The organism is Streptomyces sp. AHA2 (assembly GCF_036857595.1).
Lineage (GTDB): Bacteria > Actinomycetota > Actinomycetes > Streptomycetales > Streptomycetaceae > Streptomyces.
In genome coordinates this window covers 46,871-62,913 of sequence record NZ_JAUQWJ010000007.1, presented here as the reverse complement: position 1 = coordinate 62,913, position 16,043 = coordinate 46,871, and the positions used below count along the sequence as shown (strand labels likewise).

Sequence of the window (16,043 nt, the reverse complement as noted above, 5' to 3'; positions counted from 1 at the left end):
CCCCGCCCACTATACAGATCGGTATAGTCAAGGGCATGGGCACCACCGAGACCCCCCGCCGCATCGTGATGACGCCCGCCGCCCGCCGTGCCATCGATGCCGCCGCCCGGCTGTTCTACGAGCGCGGCATCCACGCGGTCGGCGTCGACCTCATCGCGGCCGAGGCCGGGGTGACGAAGAAGACGCTCTACGACCGGTTCGGCTCCAAGGAGCAGATCGTCGTGGAGTACCTGGCCGACCGCGACGAGCGCTGGCGAGCCTTCCTCGCCGAGCGGCTGGAGGCGGCGGGGCCCGACCCGCGCGACCGCGTCCTGGCCGTCTTCGACGCCACGGGCGCCTGGGCCGTGGACCTCAGCCCGAAGGGCTGCAGCATGGTCAACGCCCACGCGGAGATCAGCGACCCCACCCATCCGGCCCACCCGGTCATCACCGGGCAGAAGCGCTGGATGCTCGACCTGTTCACCCGCCTCGCCGGGGACATCGCCCCCGACCGGGCGGGCGAGCTGGCCCGGACGCTGATGCTGCTCCACGAGGGCGCCCTCGTCGCCCACGGCCTCGGCATCTTCCCGGACGCCGCAGCGGCCGCGCGCGAACAGGCCCGCGCTCTGCTCCCGTAGCGGACGGAATCCGTCCTACTGCCTCCGTACGGTGGTGCCATGACCGTCTCCGACGACACCGGCCCCCTCGCCTTCGCGACCGTGGCCGAGCTGGACTCCTGGCTGACCGCCCATCCGGCCCCGCATCCCGGGCTGTGGGTCGAGATCGCGAAGAAGGGCTCGGGCATCCCCTCGGTCAGTGCCGCCGACGTCAACGACGTGGCCCTGTGCCACGGCTGGATCACCGGGCAGCGCAAGGGACTCGACGCCGAGCGCTACCTCCAGCGGATCACGCCCCGGCGGCCCGGCAGCCTCTGGTCCGTGGTCAACGTCCGGCGGGTCGCGGAGCTCACCGCCGAGGGCCGGATGCGTCCGGGCGGGCTCCGGGAGGTGGCGGCCGCGCGGGCGGACGGACGGTGGGAGGCGGCGTACGCGTCGCAGAAGGAGGCCGAGGTCCCCGACGACCTGGCGGCGGCACTGGAGCGCAGCCCGCGGGCCGCGGCGGCCTTCCGGGCGCTCGGCCGCACGGACCGTTACCTGGCGATGCTCGGTGTCCTGCGCGCCCGGACGGCGAAGGCGCGGCAGGCCCAAGTGGCGGCCGCGATCTCGGCGTTGGAGGTCCGCGGCGAGCCGGGCCGCTGACCGCTGGGCATGCGGAGCCGCAGGGCCGGGCCGGGCCGTGACCGCTGAGCGCCCCGAGCCGGCGGGTCGAGCCGGGCAGCCGGGGCGCTGGGAGTCCGGAGCCGGCGGGTCGAGCCGGGCACCCGGGATGCTTCGGGCCGGTCGCCGACGAGGGCGGCCGGTGCGCGGACCGGGCCCGGACGCGCCCGTGCCGTGGGACCCGGTGCCCCCCGCGCGTGACGGCCCGGCGCCGACACGGCGCCGGGCCCGGGACGGCCGGTCAGAGCGTGGACGCCGCCGAGGCGATGGCGGAGGCGAAGGTCGAGACCTCCGTGTAGACGCCGGGGGCCTGGGGCCGGGCGCAGCCCTCGCCCCAGCTGACGATGCCGACCTGGATCCAGTCGCCGGCGTTGTCCTTGCGGAACATCGGGCCGCCGGAGTCGCCCTGGCAGGTGTCGACGCCGCCCGCGTCGAACCCGGCGCAGATCTCCTCGTTCGCGACCAGACCGCTGTACGAGCCGCCGTAGGCCCGGCACGCCGCGTCGCTGACGAACGGCACGGTGGCCTTGAGCAGGTAGCGCTGCTGGGCGCCGCCCTCACGGTTGGCACCCCACCCGGCGACCGTGAAGTCACCGGTGTTGTACTGCGCGGTGGTGGCGATCTTGAGGGTCGGCAGGTTGATGGGCTGGGCGAGCTTGATCAGCGCCCAGTCCTTGCCGGTGCCGTTGTAGCCGGGGGCGCGCAGCACCTTGGTGGAGCGCACCTGCACCCGGCCGCTGGTCGACTGGAGGTCCACCACCCCGGCGGTCGCGGTGATGCTCGTGTTGTTGCCGGACCGGCCCACGCAGTGCGCGGCCGTGAGCACGATCTGCTGGGTGTAGAGCGCGCCGCCGCAGCCCATGGAGAGCCGGACCATGAACGGGAACTCGCCCTGCGCGGCGCGGGTCCCGCCGACCACGGGAGAGGGGGCGGCCTGCGCGGCGGAGACGGGCTGCAGGCTGGCGATCGCGAGCGCGGCGGCGCCGAGCACGGCGCATCTCTTGAGGGCCGTGAGGAGTCTCTTCAACGTGATGCCTTCCGTGGGGGGTTGACTGGGGAGGTGCAACCGGAGCATCAGATTGACGAGTGCATGACAGCAGCATGGGCAAAAAGAACGTCCATGGACTGGCATGGACTGGTCAAAATTCTGCTGCTGGATTATGAGAACGCCGACGGTCCTTCCACAAGGGGCGGGTTCCGGCCAGACCGGCCCGGCGGTGTGCCGCCGGGCCGATCGCGCGGGCTCACGCGTTCCTGATGGCCGAGATGTCGAAGTTGAGCTTGATCTTGTCGGACACCAGGACGCCGCCGGTCTCGAGTGCGGCGTTCCAGGTCAGGCCCCACTCGGAGCGCAGGATTTCCGCCTTGCCCTCGAAGCCGGCGCGCTCGTTGCCGAACGGGTCCTTCGCGACGCCGTTGAACTCGAGGTCGATCGTCAGCGGCCGGGTCGTGCCGAGAATCGTCAGGTCGCCGGTGATGCGGTAGTCGTCACCGCCGAGCGCTTCCGCCTCGGTGGAGCGGAACGTCATGGCCGGGAACTCGTCGGCCTTGAAGAAGTCGGCGCTCTTGAGGTGGCCGTCGCGGTCCGCGTTGCCCGTGTCGATGCTGTCCATCACGACGTCGAGGGTGGCCGTGGAACGCGAGGGATCGCTGCCGTCCAGGTGGAGCGTGCCGGTGAAGTCCTTGAAGCTGCCCTTGACGTTGGTGACCATGGCGTGCCGGGCCGTGAAGCCGATCGTGGAGTGCGCCGGGTCGATCGTGTAGTCGCCGGTCAGGGCGGCCAGCTCGGGGTTCACGGCAGCAGCGGTGGTCGCGGTGGCGGTGGTGGTGTTGCGGCTGAAGATGCTCATGGCGTACGCCTCCTGGGCTTCTGTTGAACGTTGAACTACCTCAACGCGACCCACCGTAGACCTATTCCGTTCAACATTCAACATCCTTGGTGGGCGTGTTTTCCGCCCCGTCCGGATCCGGTGCCGTCCGTCCACCCGGATGGCGGCATCGACCGGCCCGCCCCCCGGGTGCCGGCGGATTCCGGTGGAGACGCCACGGACCGCGCCCCGCCCGGGGACGGGGCCGCGGAGGCCCGCCGGAGGGGCGCGGGACCGGGGCGGCGTGCGGTGGCGGCGTCCCGGAAGACGGGGTTCCGTTGCAGGGGACCCCATGGAGACCCGACGAACGAGACCACGGCGGACGCACAGCGCAGGGGAGAGCGACTCGTGACACTCACCGGCTCCGGCTCGGCCCACGACCCCAGGACGGACCCAGCCATACGCACCGTGACCCCCGCCCCGGCCCGGCCCGGGGCCTACGGCCCGGCACGCGGACTCGACCGGCGCGTGGCCCTGGTCACCGGGGCCTCCTCGGGCATCGGGGCGGCCACGGCGCGGCGCTTCGCCATGGACGGCTGGCACCTGCTGCTCAGCGGACGCGACCGGCACGGCCTGGAGCGGACGGCGTCCGGCACGTCGGCCGTCGTGCTCCCGGCCGACCTCGCGGCACCGGACGGGCCCCGCCTGCTGGCCAGGTCCGCCCTGCACACGACCGGCCGCATCGACGCCCTGGTCGCCGGGGCGGGACTCGGCTGGACCGGGCCCTTCGCCGCCATGCCCCACACCGACATCGACCGGGTGCTCACCCTGGACCTCAACGCCACGCTGCACCTCGTGCGCGAGGTGCTGCCGTCCATGATCACCGCCGGGCGCGGCCGGGTGGTGCTGCTCGGTGCGGCGGCGGGCCGCGCCGGGGTTCCGCAGGAGGCGGTGCACTCCGCCGCCAGGGCCGGCCTCGCCGCCTTCGCCGAGGCGCTGCGCCGCGAACTGCGCGGCACGGGCGTGGGCGTGACACTCGTCGAGCCCGGCCCGGTGGGGGCGGGCTTCCCCGCGCGCGAGGGCGATCGCACCGGCCGTCTGTCGCCGAGCCACGTGGCCGCCCGGATCTGGGAGGCCGTCTCCCAGGACCGCGACGAGGCCGGTGCGCCCGCCCGGGCGAGTCTGCCGGACCGCGTGCGCGACCTGGCGCCGAGCCTGTTCCGCCGGCTGACGAGTCGCCCGGACTGACCGGAAGGACCCCGGACCGTACCGCCCGGACGGTGACCGTCGCCGGGCTCACCGGCTCACCGGCTCACCTGCGGGCCGCCACCCAGCCCTCACCCGGCGTCGGGGCCGGGTCCGGCCACGCGGGGGACGCCCTAAGGAAGTCCTGCCCTGCGGGGCACCTCGACGGCCCGGGTTCCCCGCCGATGCCGGGGCCCAGTGTGGCCGCGGGGGCGTCCGGAGGTGAGCCCTTGTCCCTGCGGGTTGCCCGGCGGCCGCGGCCGCCCTCGGCGTCGGGGCCCGGTCCGGCCCCGCAGGGGAGTCAGTCCGAGGGGGAGCCCTCCTCGAAGCTGTCTCACTGTCCCTCGTGTGGGCGATCCGGCTGGTTCCGGCGTTCAGGATGGGCGTCCGTGCGTGGTAGGGCATGGGCATGACTGCCCAGCGCCGCGCCCTGCCTGGGGGTGGCCCCCCGCCCCGGCCCACCCGTCGGACCCTGCTGCTGACGGCCGCCGCCCTCGCGGCGGCCGGCGGCGCGCTGCCCGCTCCCGCCGGCGCCGCCTCCCTCCGGGACGGTGCCGGCGATCCCTACGACACCCTGCGCCGCCGCTGGCTCGACCTCTCCCTGGGCAGCGGATACGACCCGGCCGCAGAGCCGTACGCGTCCCGGCTCGCCCGGACCGGTGCCCTCGCCCGGGAGCTGAGCCGCACCATGTCCCCGGCCGCCGACTCCCTCTGGCCCGGCCACCCCTTCGACCCGCCGGCCGGCATCACCCTCGGCTACGGCCGCCTGTGGACCATGACGCAGGCGTGGCTCCAACCGGGCACCGGCTCGACCGGCGATCCGGACCTGCTCGCCGGTGTCCTGCGCGGCCTCGACCACCTCTCCGCCACCGTCTACCACCCCGCCACCGCCCCCTACGGCAACTGGTGGGAGTGGCAGATCGGAAGCCCCCGCCTGCTCATGGACATCACGGCCGCCCTCCACGACCGGCTGGGCGACACCCGCGTACGGGCCGCCTGCGCGGCCGTCGACCACTTCGTCCCCGACTCCGCGCTCGGCGACTACACCGGTACCTCCACCGGCGCCAACCGCGTCGACCTGTGCCGCTCCGTCGCACTGCGCGGCGTCCTCGGCCGAACCCCGGCCAAGATCGCCCTGGCCCGCGACGCACTTTCCCCGGTCTTCCCTCATGTCACCCGGGGCGACGGGCTCCACGCCGACGGCTCCTTCGTCCAGCACACCTGGGTCGCCTACTCGGGCACCTACGGCCAGGTCCTGCTCGACGGCCTGGGCCGCCTGTTCGCCCTGCTCGCCGGGTCCGACTGGGAGGTCACCGACCCGAACCGGCAGATCGTCCTCGACAGCGTCGAACGGGCCTTCGCGCCGCTCGTCCACGACGGACTCGTCATGGACAGCGTCAACGGCCGTGCCATCAGCCGCGGCTGCCTCGCCGCCGACGACCGCCGCATCATGCGCAGCGACCACTACCACGGCCAGCAGCTCATCGCGGCCATCGCCCTCCTCGCGGCCGTCGCGAGCCCCGCGGAACGCGACCGCTGGCACGCCCGCGTCAAGGGCTGGATCGAACGGAACACCGTGGCCCCGATCCTGACGGCCCCCCAGTACGGCGTCGCCGACCTCACCCGGCTGCACGCGATCGCCGCCTCACCCGTCCCGGCGGCACCCGAACCCCCCGGCCACCGCCTCTTCGCCGCCATGGACCGCGCCGTCCACCGCGGTCCTGGCTTCACCGTGAACGTCGCCATGGCCAGCGACCGCATCGCCCACTACGAGTGCGGCAACGGCGAGAACCCGCGCGGCTGGCACACCGGTTCCGGCATGACCGCCTGGTGGGCCGGGGCGAGCGACCAGTACACCGACTGGTACTGGCCGACCGTCGACTGGTACCGCCTGCCCGGCACCACCGTCTCCACCAAGCGGCTCGCGGACCGGGAGGGCGGCGAGTGGGGCACCGCCCGCCCCGCCGCCCGCTGGGTCGGCGGCACCACCGACGGCCGGTACGCGGCCCTCGGCCAGGACCTGCGGGGTCTCGGCTCCACACTGCGGGCCCGCAAGTCCTGGTTCTTCGCCCACGACGCGGTGATCTGCCTGGGCGCCGGAATCAGCTGCGCCGACGGCGTCCCCGTGGAGACGATCGTGGACAACCGCAACCTGGGGCAGTCCGGCACCCAGCGCTTCACCCGGGGCCCGCGCTGGGCCCACCTGGAGCGGCACGGCGGCTGGGTGCTCCTCGACGGCGAGGCACACGCACTGCGTGAGGACCGCACCGGTGCCTGGTCCGACATCAACACCGGCGGCACGGCCGAGCGCCGCACCCGCCGCTGGCAGACCCTCTGGCTCGACCACGGCATCGACCCGCACGACGCCACGTACGCCTACCTGCTGATGCCCGGGGCGTCCCGCCGAGCCGTCGCCCGCCGGGCCGCCGACCGCCCCTGGCTGTCGGTCCTCGCCAACGACGCCCGGCGCCAGGCCGTCGCGGTGCCCTCGCTGGGCCTCACCGCGGCGAACTTCTGGCAGGCCGGCACGGCGGGCCCGCTCACCGCCTCCGCGGGCGCGAGCGTGCTGACCGTCCGCCGGGACCGTACCGCTACGCTCTGCGTGAGCGAGCCGCCCCGCACGGGCGAGCCCCTGGAGATCGTCTGGGACCGCCCGGTGCGCCGGGTGCTCCGCGCCGACGCCACCGTCCGCGTCCTGGCCACGGGCACCCGTCTGCGCGTGCGCGTCACCCCGGGGGAGGCATGTGCCACCCACGTCTGTGAGGTGTCTCTCGGCTGACGACTTTGTACGACCCCTACAAGCCGCGAGCCCCCTGAGCAGTGAGAAGGGCTGCACCCGGCCATGGTTCTGTTCAGGGGTACCAGGAAAACACGCCGGAGACTGTGAGGAGTCGACGGCCCCCATTCCTCGGTCGGCTTCGTAAGGTCGCTACATGACCGTTTTGGATGAGGCGCCGGGTGAGCCGACCGACGCGCGCGGACGCGTGGCCGAACTGCACGAGATCCGTGCGCAGGCGGTGGCCGGACCGAGCGAGAAGGCGACCGAGGCGCAGCACGCCAAGGGCAAGCTGACCGCGCGCGAGCGCATCGAACTTCTCCTGGACCCGGACTCCTTCCGCGAGGTCGAGCAGCTGCGCCGGCACCGGGCGACGGGCTTCGGGCTGGACACCAAGAAGCCCTACACCGACGGTGTGATCACCGGCTGGGGCACGGTGGAGGGCCGCACGGTCTTCGTCTACGCCCACGACTTCCGCATCTTCGGCGGTGCGCTGGGCGAGGCCCACGCCACGAAGATCCACAAGATCATGGACATGGCCATCGCGGCCGGGGCCCCGCTGGTGTCGCTGAACGACGGCGCGGGCGCCCGCATCCAGGAGGGCGTCTCGGCCCTTGCCGGCTACGGCGGCATCTTCCAGCGCAACACCAAGGCCTCGGGCGTCATCCCGCAGATCAGCGTGATGCTCGGCCCGTGCGCGGGCGGCGCGGCCTACAGCCCCGCCCTGACCGACTTCGTGTTCATGGTCCGCGACACCTCGCAGATGTTCATCACCGGCCCCGACGTCGTCAAGGCGGTCACCGGCGAGGAGATCACCCAGAACGGCCTGGGCGGCGCCGACGTGCACGCCGAGACCTCCGGCGTCTGCCACTTCGCCTACGACGACGAAGAGACCTGCATCGCCGAGGTCCGCTACCTGCTGTCACTGCTCCCGCAGAACAACCGCGAGAACCCGCCCCGCGCCGAGTCCTCCGACCCGGTCGACCGCCGCTCGGACGTCCTGCTGGACCTCGTCCCCGCGGACGGCAACCGGCCCTACGACATGACCAAGGTCATCGAGGAGATCGTCGACGACGGCGAGTACCTCGAGGTCCACGAGCGCTGGGCCCGCAACATCATCTGCGCCCTGGGCCGGATGGACGGCCAGGTCGTCGGCATCATCGCCAACCAGCCGCAGGTGCTGGCGGGCGTCCTGGACATCGAGGCCTCCGAGAAGGCGGCCCGCTTCGTCCAGATGTGTGACGCCTTCAACATCCCGATCATCACCCTTCTGGACGTCCCCGGCTTCCTGCCCGGCGTCGACCAGGAGCACGGTGGCATCATCCGCCACGGCGCGAAGCTCCTCTACGCCTACTGCAACGCGACCGTGCCGAGGATCTCCCTGATCCTGCGCAAGGCCTACGGAGGTGCGTACATCGTCATGGACAGCCAGTCCATCGGTGCCGACCTCACCTACGCCTGGCCGACGAACGAGATCGCGGTCATGGGCGCCGAGGGCGCGGCCAACGTCATCTTCCGGCGCCAGATCGCGGAGGCGGAGGACCCCGAGGCCATGCGGGCCCGCATGGTCAAGGAGTACAAGTCCGAGCTGATGCACCCCTACTACGCGGCCGAACGCGGCCTGGTCGACGACGTCATCGACCCCGCGGAAACCCGCGAGGTGCTCGTCAGGTCCCTCGCGATGCTCCAGACCAAGCACGCCGATCTGCCGTCGCGCAAGCACGGCAACCCGCCGCAGTAACCCGGCGGACATCTCAGCCACGGAGACTGACACCCATGGACACTCCTGACATCCGCGTCGAGAAGGGCCACGCCGAGCCCGAGGAGGTCGCCGCCATCACGGCCCTCCTCCTGGCCCGCGCAGCCGCCCGCCCCACGGACCCGGCCCCCGCCCACCGGGGCCGCGTGAAGGCCGGCTGGCGCCGCCTGGAACGCGAACCCGGCTTCCGCGCCCCGCACAGCTGGCGCTAGCACAGAACGAGAAAGCAGGCCCCTCACAGAGGGGCCTGCTTTTTTCGGGGCCGCGGGGAACTGCGCGACGAGCCCCCACCGAACCGCACCCGGCAACGCGACAGCCCCCGGCAGCACACCGGCCGCCGGGGGCTGTCCCACGTCCGTATCAGCGCAGACGCGCCATCAGGGCATGCTCCACCAGCGTGATCAACGCAGACTTCGCATCGGCCCGATGCCGCGCGTCCGTCGTGATGATCGGGGTGTCGGGACCGATCTGCAGCGCTTCCCGGACCTCGTCCGGGGTGTAGGGCTGCTGGCCGTCGAAGCCGTTGAGCGCGATGACGAACGGCAGGCCGCTGTTCTCGAAGTAGTCGACGGCGGGGAAGCAGTCGGCGAGCCTCCGCGTGTCGACCAGCACGATCGCGCCGATGGCGCCGCGCACCAGGTCGTCCCACATGAACCAGAAGCGGTCCTGGCCCGGCGTACCGAACAGGTACAGGATCAGGTCCTGGTCCAGGGTGATACGGCCGAAGTCCATGGCCACCGTGGTGGTGGTCTTGTCCCCGGTGTGGGTCAGGTCGTCGATGCCCGCCGAAGCGGACGTCATCACGGCCTCTGTGCGCAGCGGATTGATCTCCGAGACGGCGCCGACGAACGTGGTCTTGCCCACGCCGAAGCCGCCAGCCACCACGATCTTCGCGGAGGTGGTGGAGCGGGAAGGCCCTCCGCTAGAGCTTGCGAAGTCCACTGAGCACCCTTTCGAGCAGTGTCACGTCTGGCTGGCCGCCGGCGTTCTCGTCGCCGCCGGGCTGATGGATGGCGACCAGTCCCGCCTCCGCCAAGTCGGCGACGAGGATCCTGGCCACGCCGAGAGGGATCGTGAGGAGCGCCGAGATCTCGGCGACCGACTTGATCTCCCGGCAGAGGTTGCAGATCCGCTGATGCTCGGGCAACTGGCCCTGCATCTGGTGCGGCTGCGCAGTGGTGTGCACCAGCGCCTCGATGGCGAGCTGGTAACGCGGGCGGGTCCGGCCACCGGTCATGGCGTACGGACGCACCAGCGGGTTGTTCGACGACCCGGCGGGCGCCGGCTCGGGGGCGCGGCGCTGCGGCTGCACGGGCTGGATGCGCGGGGCGTGCGGCTGGTCGTACGGCGACGGGCCGGGGCCCTGCGGTGCGTACGGCTGCCGGTGGCTGGGCGCGGAGGGGAAGTTGTAATGGTTCGGGTTCTGGCCACCGTCGCCCTGACCCTGGGCAGGGCCGTACGACCAGTTGCCCGACGAACCTGGGGGTGTTGCCACTTTCTCCTCCTCCGACTGTGCCCGGCGTCCAACGCTGTGGAGCCGCGTCCCATGACCTTACGGCCAAGGGACGCCAAAACGCACCGTTCGTCTGTTAGTTGAGCAGGCTCCCCTGGAGCTCCGCCCGAAGGTCCGGTGTCAGGACCGTACCGGCTCGGTCGACCAGCAGAGCCATCTCGTACCCGATGAGGCCGATGTCCGCCTCGGGATGGGCGAGCACCGCGAGCGACGAGCCGTCGGAGATGGACATGATGAACAGGAATCCCCGCTCCATCTCCACGACCGTCTGGTTCACGCTGCCGCCCTCGAAGATCCGGGAGGCGCCTGCCGTCAGAGACGTCAGACCGGAGGCGACGGCCGCGAGCTGGTCGGCGCGGTCGCGGGGGAAGCCTTCGGACATCGCCAGAAGGAGTCCGTCGGCGGAGACCACCACCGTGTGGGACACCCCCGGGGTGTTGTCCACGAAGTTGGTGATCAACCAGTTCAGGTTCTGTGCCGCCTGGCTCATCGGGCTCACACTAACGCTCCTGGTTGTAGGTGCTGTCAGGACCGAAGCCCTGGCCGTTCGTTTCACTGCCTGCGCTGCGTCCGCGCTGGACGCCCCGACGCAGGTTGCTCAGCCTGCCCCGGACGTCCTCCGGGGCGCGGGAGACCTGTGGGCCTCCCTGGGGGGTGCTCTCGGCGGCGCCCTCGATCAGGTTGGCCTTGGGCACCCGCCGCGGCAGGCCGGAGGAGGTGACCCCGCCCGCCTTGGGCTTCCGGAGCTGCGAGGCCTGCTGCCACCGCTCGTCGTTGGCCGAGCGCCAGTCGCCGTCGCCGTTGCTCTCCCCGGAGGAGGCCGGCGGCTCCTGGCTCGCGTGCCGTGCGCCACCCGTGCCGTTCGCTCCGCCGGCGGTGGCTCCGCGGCGGGGAAGGCCGGCGTCGGTCAGCGCGTGGGCGGCGGAGGGGGCCTGTCCCGGACGGTCGAAGCCTACGCGGTCCCGCTCACTCGCGTCAGCGGCCTGCGCAGATTCCGTTTCCGGGGCCTGAGAAGGGTACTGGTTCGGGTAGCCGTTGCGGTAACCCTCCTGCTGCTGCGGCCAGTCGTCCTGGTGACGCCGCTGCTCGAAGGCCGGGAAGCTCTCGGGCACGCCCGCGCCCTGTGCCGGGGACTCCTCCTGGGCCGGCTCCGCATAGGAGGGCTCCGGGTAGCCGCCGCCGGGCGAGAAGGTGTCGTTCTGCGGCAGCCCGCCGCCCGGCGCGTAGTACTGGTCGTCGTACGCGGAGCGCTGCTGCTCGTCGTAGGCCGCCTGCTGCTGCTCGTACGAACCCTGCTGCCGGTCCTCGTACGTCCCCTGCTGCTGTTCCTCGTACGGCGCCTGGCGGTCGTACGAGGGCTGCTGCTGCTCGGGGTAGCCGTGCCGGCCGGTGTCGTAGCCCTGGCCGGTGTCGTAGCCCTGCTGCCCGTTGTACTCCTCGTACGTCTCGGCGGGCTCCTGGGAGCCCTGGCCGGGCAGGGCGGGCGGCTGGTGCGACTGGGCCTCCAGGGCCGCCCGGCGCTCCTCGCGCATCAGGGAGCGGCCGACGGGGTCCAGCTCCCGTATGTCGTCGGGGACGTCGGAGTAGCGGCTGTCGTCGAAGCCGAGCTCCGCGGCCGTGCGCATCGGCTGCTGGTGGAAGTTCTCGCCGCCGCCGCCGAAGTTCTGCTCCGGGATGATCTGCGAGACGGTGAACTCGTCGCGGTCCACGTGCTGCTCGCCGCCACCGCCGTGGGTGATCGCGTCGGGAAGCATGACCAGCGAGGTGGTGCCGGCCTGCTCGCCCGAGGGGCGCAGCTGGACGCGGATGCCGTGCCGGTCGGACAGCCGGCCGACCACGAACAGGCCCATGCGCTGGGAGATCGCGGCGTCCACGGTCGGCGGATTGGCCAGCTTGTGGTTGATGTCCGCGAAGTCCTCGGCGGTCAGGCCGATGCCCTTGTCGTGGATCTCGATCATCACGCGGCCGTCGGGCAGCCGGGTCGCGGTGACGCGGACCTTGGTCTGCGGGGAGGAGAACGTGGTGGCGTTCTCCAGCAGCTCGGCGAGCAGGTGCACGAGGTCGGTCACGGCCCGGCCGTGGATCTCGGCCTCCGGCACGCCCGACAGCTCGATGCGCTCGTACTGCTCCACCTCGGAGGAGGCGGCGCGCAACACGTCGACCAGCGGCACCGGCTGGTCCCAGCGGCGGCCGGGTTCCTCGCCGGCCAGGACGAGGAGGTTCTCGCCGTTGCGGCGCATACGGGTCGCGAGGTGGTCCAGCTTGAAGAGGTTCTCCAGCTGGTCCGGGTCGGCCTCGTTGTTCTCCAGGTCGGTGATCAGGGTCAGCTGGCCCTCGATCAGCGACTGGTTGCGGCGCGAGAGGTTGGTGAAGATCGCGTTGATGTTGCCCCGCAGCAGGGCCTGCTCGGCGGCGAGCCGGACGGCCTCGCGGTGGACCTGGTCGAAGGCGCGGGCGACCTCGCCGATCTCGTCGGTGGTGGTGATCGGGATGGCCTGGACGCGGGTGTCGACCCGGCCGGGGTCGGTGCGCGAGAGCTGGTCGACCAGCATCGGCAGACGCTGCTCGGCGATGCCGAAGGCGGCGTTGCGCAGCTGGCGCATCGAGCGGCTCATCTGGCGGGCGACCGCGCCGGCCAGGATGAAGGCGAGGAGCAGGGCGACGACGACGGCGGCACCGGTGATGTAGGCGTCGCGCTGGGCGTCGGCGGCGATGTCCGAGGCCTCGCTCACGGCCTTGTCGGCCAGGTCCGCCTCGATCTTCTCGTACGCGTTGAACTTGAGCGTGTTGACCGCCCACCAGTTCTCGGCGGTGATGCCCTTCGTGGCGAGGGCGGCGCGGGCGCTCGGGTCGGTGCTCGGCAGCGTGGCGACGGCCGCGACCATCGTCTCGGGCTTGGACGGCGGGGCGACGTAGTCCGGGTTCTCGGCCTTGGCCTCGCGGGCCATGGCGGCGCCCTCGGCCTTGATGTCCGCCTCGGCCGTCTTGAGTTTGGCCGCGTCCTGCTCGGTGCCGCCGCCGATGTACTCGCCGATGGCGATGCGCTCGAGGTAGGCGTACGAGGACAGGGCGATGCGCTGACTGGCCAGGTTGCCGTCGTCCGGGCCGGGCTTGATCAGGATGTGCATGCCGATGGAGCGCTGCAGCGACAGGGCCGCCTTGGTCAGCTCCATGGCGTACACGGTCCGGCCGTAACTGGTGATGTTGCCGGTGCCCAGGCCCAGTTCGTTGGCGAACTCCGTCAGGGGGTGGGCGATCTCGACGTAGCCCTCCTCCGTCTGCACGCCCTTGAGCTTGGAGGTGTACGCGGCCTGGCGCAGGGTGGCCAGCTTCGGCTCCACCTCGTGGAACAGGTCCAGCCGGCGCACCAGGCCGGGCTTGGAGGGCATGTTCCGCGCCGCGGCGTCGAACTCGTCGGCGGCCTTGTCGGTGAGCTTGCGGGCGTCGACCACCGTCTTGTCGTCCTGGCCCTTGCCCTGCAGCAGGGGGGCGGCGGTGATGTCGCGCTCGTTGTAGAGGGCGTTGGCGTACAGCAGCGAGGCCCGCACCAGACGCGCGGTGTTCTCCGCGTCCTCGGCCTCCTGCCAGGTGTCGATCGAGCCCTTCACCTGGAAGCCGCCCATGACGAGGCCGACCAGCACCGGGATGAGCAGGATCGCGTTCAGCCGGGTCGCCACGCGCCAGTTGCGCGGGGAGAGGCGGCCGCCGCTGCGGGAGGGCGCTGCCGTCGGCTCCGAACCGGGCACGGGGGCGGGCGCCGCTGTCCGCGGCGGCGGGGTGAAGTTGCCCCGGGCCGACGGCTCGGGACTGTTCTTGCTTCGCCTCACTCGACCAACAACCTCTCGGCGGTCGGCACCAACGTTGTGCCGCAGTTTCTCAGAGCCCCACGCACCATCTACGGACGAGTACGTCATTGACTATTGGGCAGTTCAGGCATTCCAGCACGACGACCTGCGCTCTTCCAAACAGTCCGAGGCGGCGAATCCCCGTGATGTAAGGCCCAGATAAAACGGTCATAAAGAGCGAGCCCCGCCAAAAGGCGGGGCGGTTGTGCGCGCAGCGAGACCGGGTGTGCGCGTCGAGTGGCGGTACCACCCGATTCCTCTGCCGAAACGTTATGAACACCTTGGCCGACCGTGTCAAAGGACACAGCCGGCTCCGGTGCATCTACGACAACTGCCGTATGTCGCTTTTGATTTGAGTGCTACCTCAGCCGTGCCATCAAAGCGTGCTCGACCAGCGTGATCAGGGCACTCTTCGCATCGGCTCGATGCCGCGCGTCCGTCGTGATGATGGGCGTGTCCGGCCCGATCTGCAGCGCCTCGCGCACCTCGTCCGGGGTGTAGGGCTGCTGGCCGTCGAAGCCGTTGAGCGCGATGACGAACGGCAGGCCGCTGTTCTCGAAGTAGTCCACGGCCGGGAAGCAGTCCGCCAGCCGCCGGGTGTCCACCAGGACCACGGCGCCGATGGCGCCGCGCACCAGGTCGTCCCACATGAACCAGAAGCGGTCCTGGCCCGGCGTACCGAACAGGTACAGGATCAGGTCCTGGTCCAGGGTGATACGGCCGAAGTCCATGGCCACCGTGGTGGTGGTCTTGTCCCCGGTGTGGGTCAGGTCGTCGATGCCCGCGCTCGCGGAGGTCATGACGGCCTCCGTGCGCAGCGGGTTGATCTCCGAGACGGCGCCGACGAACGTGGTCTTGCCCACGCCGAAGCCGCCCGCCACCACGATCTTCGCGGAGGTGGTGGAACGACCCGCGTCAGAGCTTGCGAAGTCCACTGAGCACCCTTTCGAGCAGTGTCACGTCCGGTGCGCCGGTGGTCTCGTCGCCGCCGGGCTGGTGGATCGCGACGAGACCGGCCTCGGCGAGGTCCGCGACCAGGATCCGGGCCACGCCCAGCGGCATGTTGAGCAGGGCCGAGACCTCCGCGACCGACTTCACCTCACGGCAGAGGTGGCAGATGCGCTGGTGCTCGGGAAGCAGCCCCATGAGCGCGGCGGGGTCCGCCGTCGTACTGATCAGTGCCTCGATGGCCAACTGGTAGCGCGGCCGGGTCCGGCCACCGGTCATGGCGTACGGCCTTACCAGTGGCTGGTCGCCCTCGTCCTCGTACGGCTCCGCGTACGGATCATGAGAGGCGGTGGGCGGGGTCATGAGTCCTCCGGGCGGGACAGCAAGTCGGTCGGTCGAGCCGTCTGGAGAGGCCTGTGTGGGGGATGTGGCGGCCGGACGGTGATGTGGTGAGACGGGTGGTGCCGGGGCCGATCAGTGGAGCAGACTGCCTTGGAGCTCGGCTCGCAGGTCCGGGGTGAGGACCGCGCCCGCGCGGTCAACCAGGAGCGCCATCTCGTAGCCGACGAGGCCGATGTCGCACTCGGGGTGCGCCAGGACGGCCAGGGACGAGCCGTCGGAGACGGACATCAGGAAGAGGAACCCCCGCTCCATCTCCACGACCGTCTGCGCCACCTCCCCGCCCTCGAAGATCCGGGAGGCGCCCGCCGTCAGGGACGTCAGCCCCGAGGCGACGGCCGCGAGCTGGTCCGCGCGGTCGCGCGGGAAGCCCTCCGACATCGCCAGGAGGAGGCCGTCGGCGGACACGACGACGGTGTGGGACACCCCGGGGGTGTTGTCCACGAAGTTGGTGATCAACCAGTTCAGGTTCTGTGCCGCCTGGCTCATCGGAC

15 protein-coding genes are annotated in these 16,043 nt (G+C 71.7%); 6 read left to right on the top strand and 9 right to left on the bottom strand.

All coding sequences use genetic code 11. From position 1 onward, the window contains the following. Positions 1–35 precede the first annotated feature (35 nt). On the top strand, positions 36–617 hold the full coding sequence (locus tag Q5694_RS16490) for a TetR/AcrR family transcriptional regulator (protein ID WP_333933790.1): 582 nt from the start codon (positions 36–38) through the stop codon (positions 615–617). Between the two features lie 39 nt (positions 618–656). Continuing rightward, on the top strand, positions 657–1,238 hold the full coding sequence (locus Q5694_RS16485; RefSeq protein WP_333933789.1) for a YdeI/OmpD-associated family protein: 582 nt from the start codon (positions 657–659) through the stop codon (positions 1,236–1,238). A gap of 259 nt (positions 1,239–1,497) precedes the next feature. Here Q5694_RS16485 and Q5694_RS16480 read toward each other — a convergent pair whose 3' ends face one another. Together Q5694_RS16480 and Q5694_RS16475 are read right to left on the bottom strand one after the other, a co-directional pair. Next, the gene (locus Q5694_RS16480) at positions 1,498–2,283 is read right to left on the bottom strand and encodes a S1 family peptidase (RefSeq protein WP_333933788.1); all 786 of its coding nucleotides are present in this window, start codon (positions 2,281–2,283) and stop codon (positions 1,498–1,500) included. A 217-nt stretch (positions 2,284–2,500) separates the two neighbouring features. Then, on the bottom strand, positions 2,501–3,106 hold the full coding sequence (locus Q5694_RS16475; protein WP_333933787.1) for a YceI family protein: 606 nt from the start codon (positions 3,104–3,106) through the stop codon (positions 2,501–2,503). 366 nt (positions 3,107–3,472) lie between these two features. On the opposite strand from Q5694_RS16475, the gene Q5694_RS16470 reads away from it, so the two are divergent. The 4 genes from Q5694_RS16470 (at position 3,473) to Q5694_RS16455 (ending at position 9,056) form a co-directional block, all read left to right on the top strand. After that, complete coding sequence (locus tag Q5694_RS16470) at positions 3,473–4,312, top strand: SDR family NAD(P)-dependent oxidoreductase (protein WP_333933786.1); 840 nt, start codon at positions 3,473–3,475, stop codon at positions 4,310–4,312. Between the two features lie 406 nt (positions 4,313–4,718). Continuing rightward, a complete protein-coding gene (locus tag Q5694_RS16465; RefSeq protein WP_333933785.1) occupies positions 4,719–7,088 on the top strand; it encodes a polysaccharide lyase 8 family protein in 2,370 nt (789 codons plus the stop codon). Positions 7,089–7,242: 154 nt separating this feature from the next. Continuing rightward, positions 7,243–8,826, top strand: a complete 1,584-nt coding sequence (locus Q5694_RS16460) for an acyl-CoA carboxylase subunit beta (protein ID WP_333933784.1) — start codon at positions 7,243–7,245, stop codon at positions 8,824–8,826. 35 nt (positions 8,827–8,861) lie between these two features. Next, positions 8,862–9,056, top strand: a complete 195-nt coding sequence (locus tag Q5694_RS16455) for an acyl-CoA carboxylase epsilon subunit (RefSeq protein WP_333933783.1) — start codon at positions 8,862–8,864, stop codon at positions 9,054–9,056. Between the two features lie 148 nt (positions 9,057–9,204). Here the strand turns inward: Q5694_RS16455 and Q5694_RS16450 are convergent, their stop codons facing one another. From Q5694_RS16450 to Q5694_RS16420, 7 genes are all read right to left on the bottom strand, one after another. Next, positions 9,205–9,786, bottom strand: a complete 582-nt coding sequence (locus tag Q5694_RS16450; RefSeq protein WP_014675207.1) for a GTP-binding protein — start codon at positions 9,784–9,786, stop codon at positions 9,205–9,207. Then, positions 9,767–10,339: a DUF742 domain-containing protein gene (locus tag Q5694_RS16445; protein ID WP_333933780.1), complete on the bottom strand. Its 573-nt coding sequence runs from the start codon at positions 10,337–10,339 to the stop codon at positions 9,767–9,769. Before Q5694_RS16445 ends, Q5694_RS16450 begins: the two co-directional genes overlap by 20 nt. Positions 10,340–10,433: 94 nt before the next feature. Next, entirely contained in the window at positions 10,434–10,847 is a 414-nt protein-coding gene (locus Q5694_RS16440) for a roadblock/LC7 domain-containing protein (protein WP_004983065.1), read from the bottom strand. A 10-nt stretch (positions 10,848–10,857) separates the two neighbouring features. Further along, positions 10,858–14,184, bottom strand: coding sequence for a sensor histidine kinase (locus Q5694_RS16435; RefSeq protein WP_333933767.1), 3,327 nt, complete (start codon positions 14,182–14,184; stop codon positions 10,858–10,860). A gap of 377 nt (positions 14,185–14,561) precedes the next feature. Next, on the bottom strand, positions 14,562–15,137 hold the full coding sequence (locus Q5694_RS16430; protein ID WP_020271455.1) for a GTP-binding protein: 576 nt from the start codon (positions 15,135–15,137) through the stop codon (positions 14,562–14,564). Next, a complete protein-coding gene (locus Q5694_RS16425) occupies positions 15,118–15,513 on the bottom strand; it encodes a DUF742 domain-containing protein (protein ID WP_159535968.1) in 396 nt (131 codons plus the stop codon). Before Q5694_RS16425 ends, Q5694_RS16430 begins: the two co-directional genes overlap by 20 nt. Positions 15,514–15,624: 111 nt before the next feature. Then, positions 15,625–16,038 (bottom strand): roadblock/LC7 domain-containing protein, encoded by a 414-nt coding sequence (locus tag Q5694_RS16420; RefSeq protein WP_030851929.1) that lies wholly within the window; start codon positions 16,036–16,038, stop codon positions 15,625–15,627. Positions 16,039–16,043 lie beyond the last annotated feature (5 nt).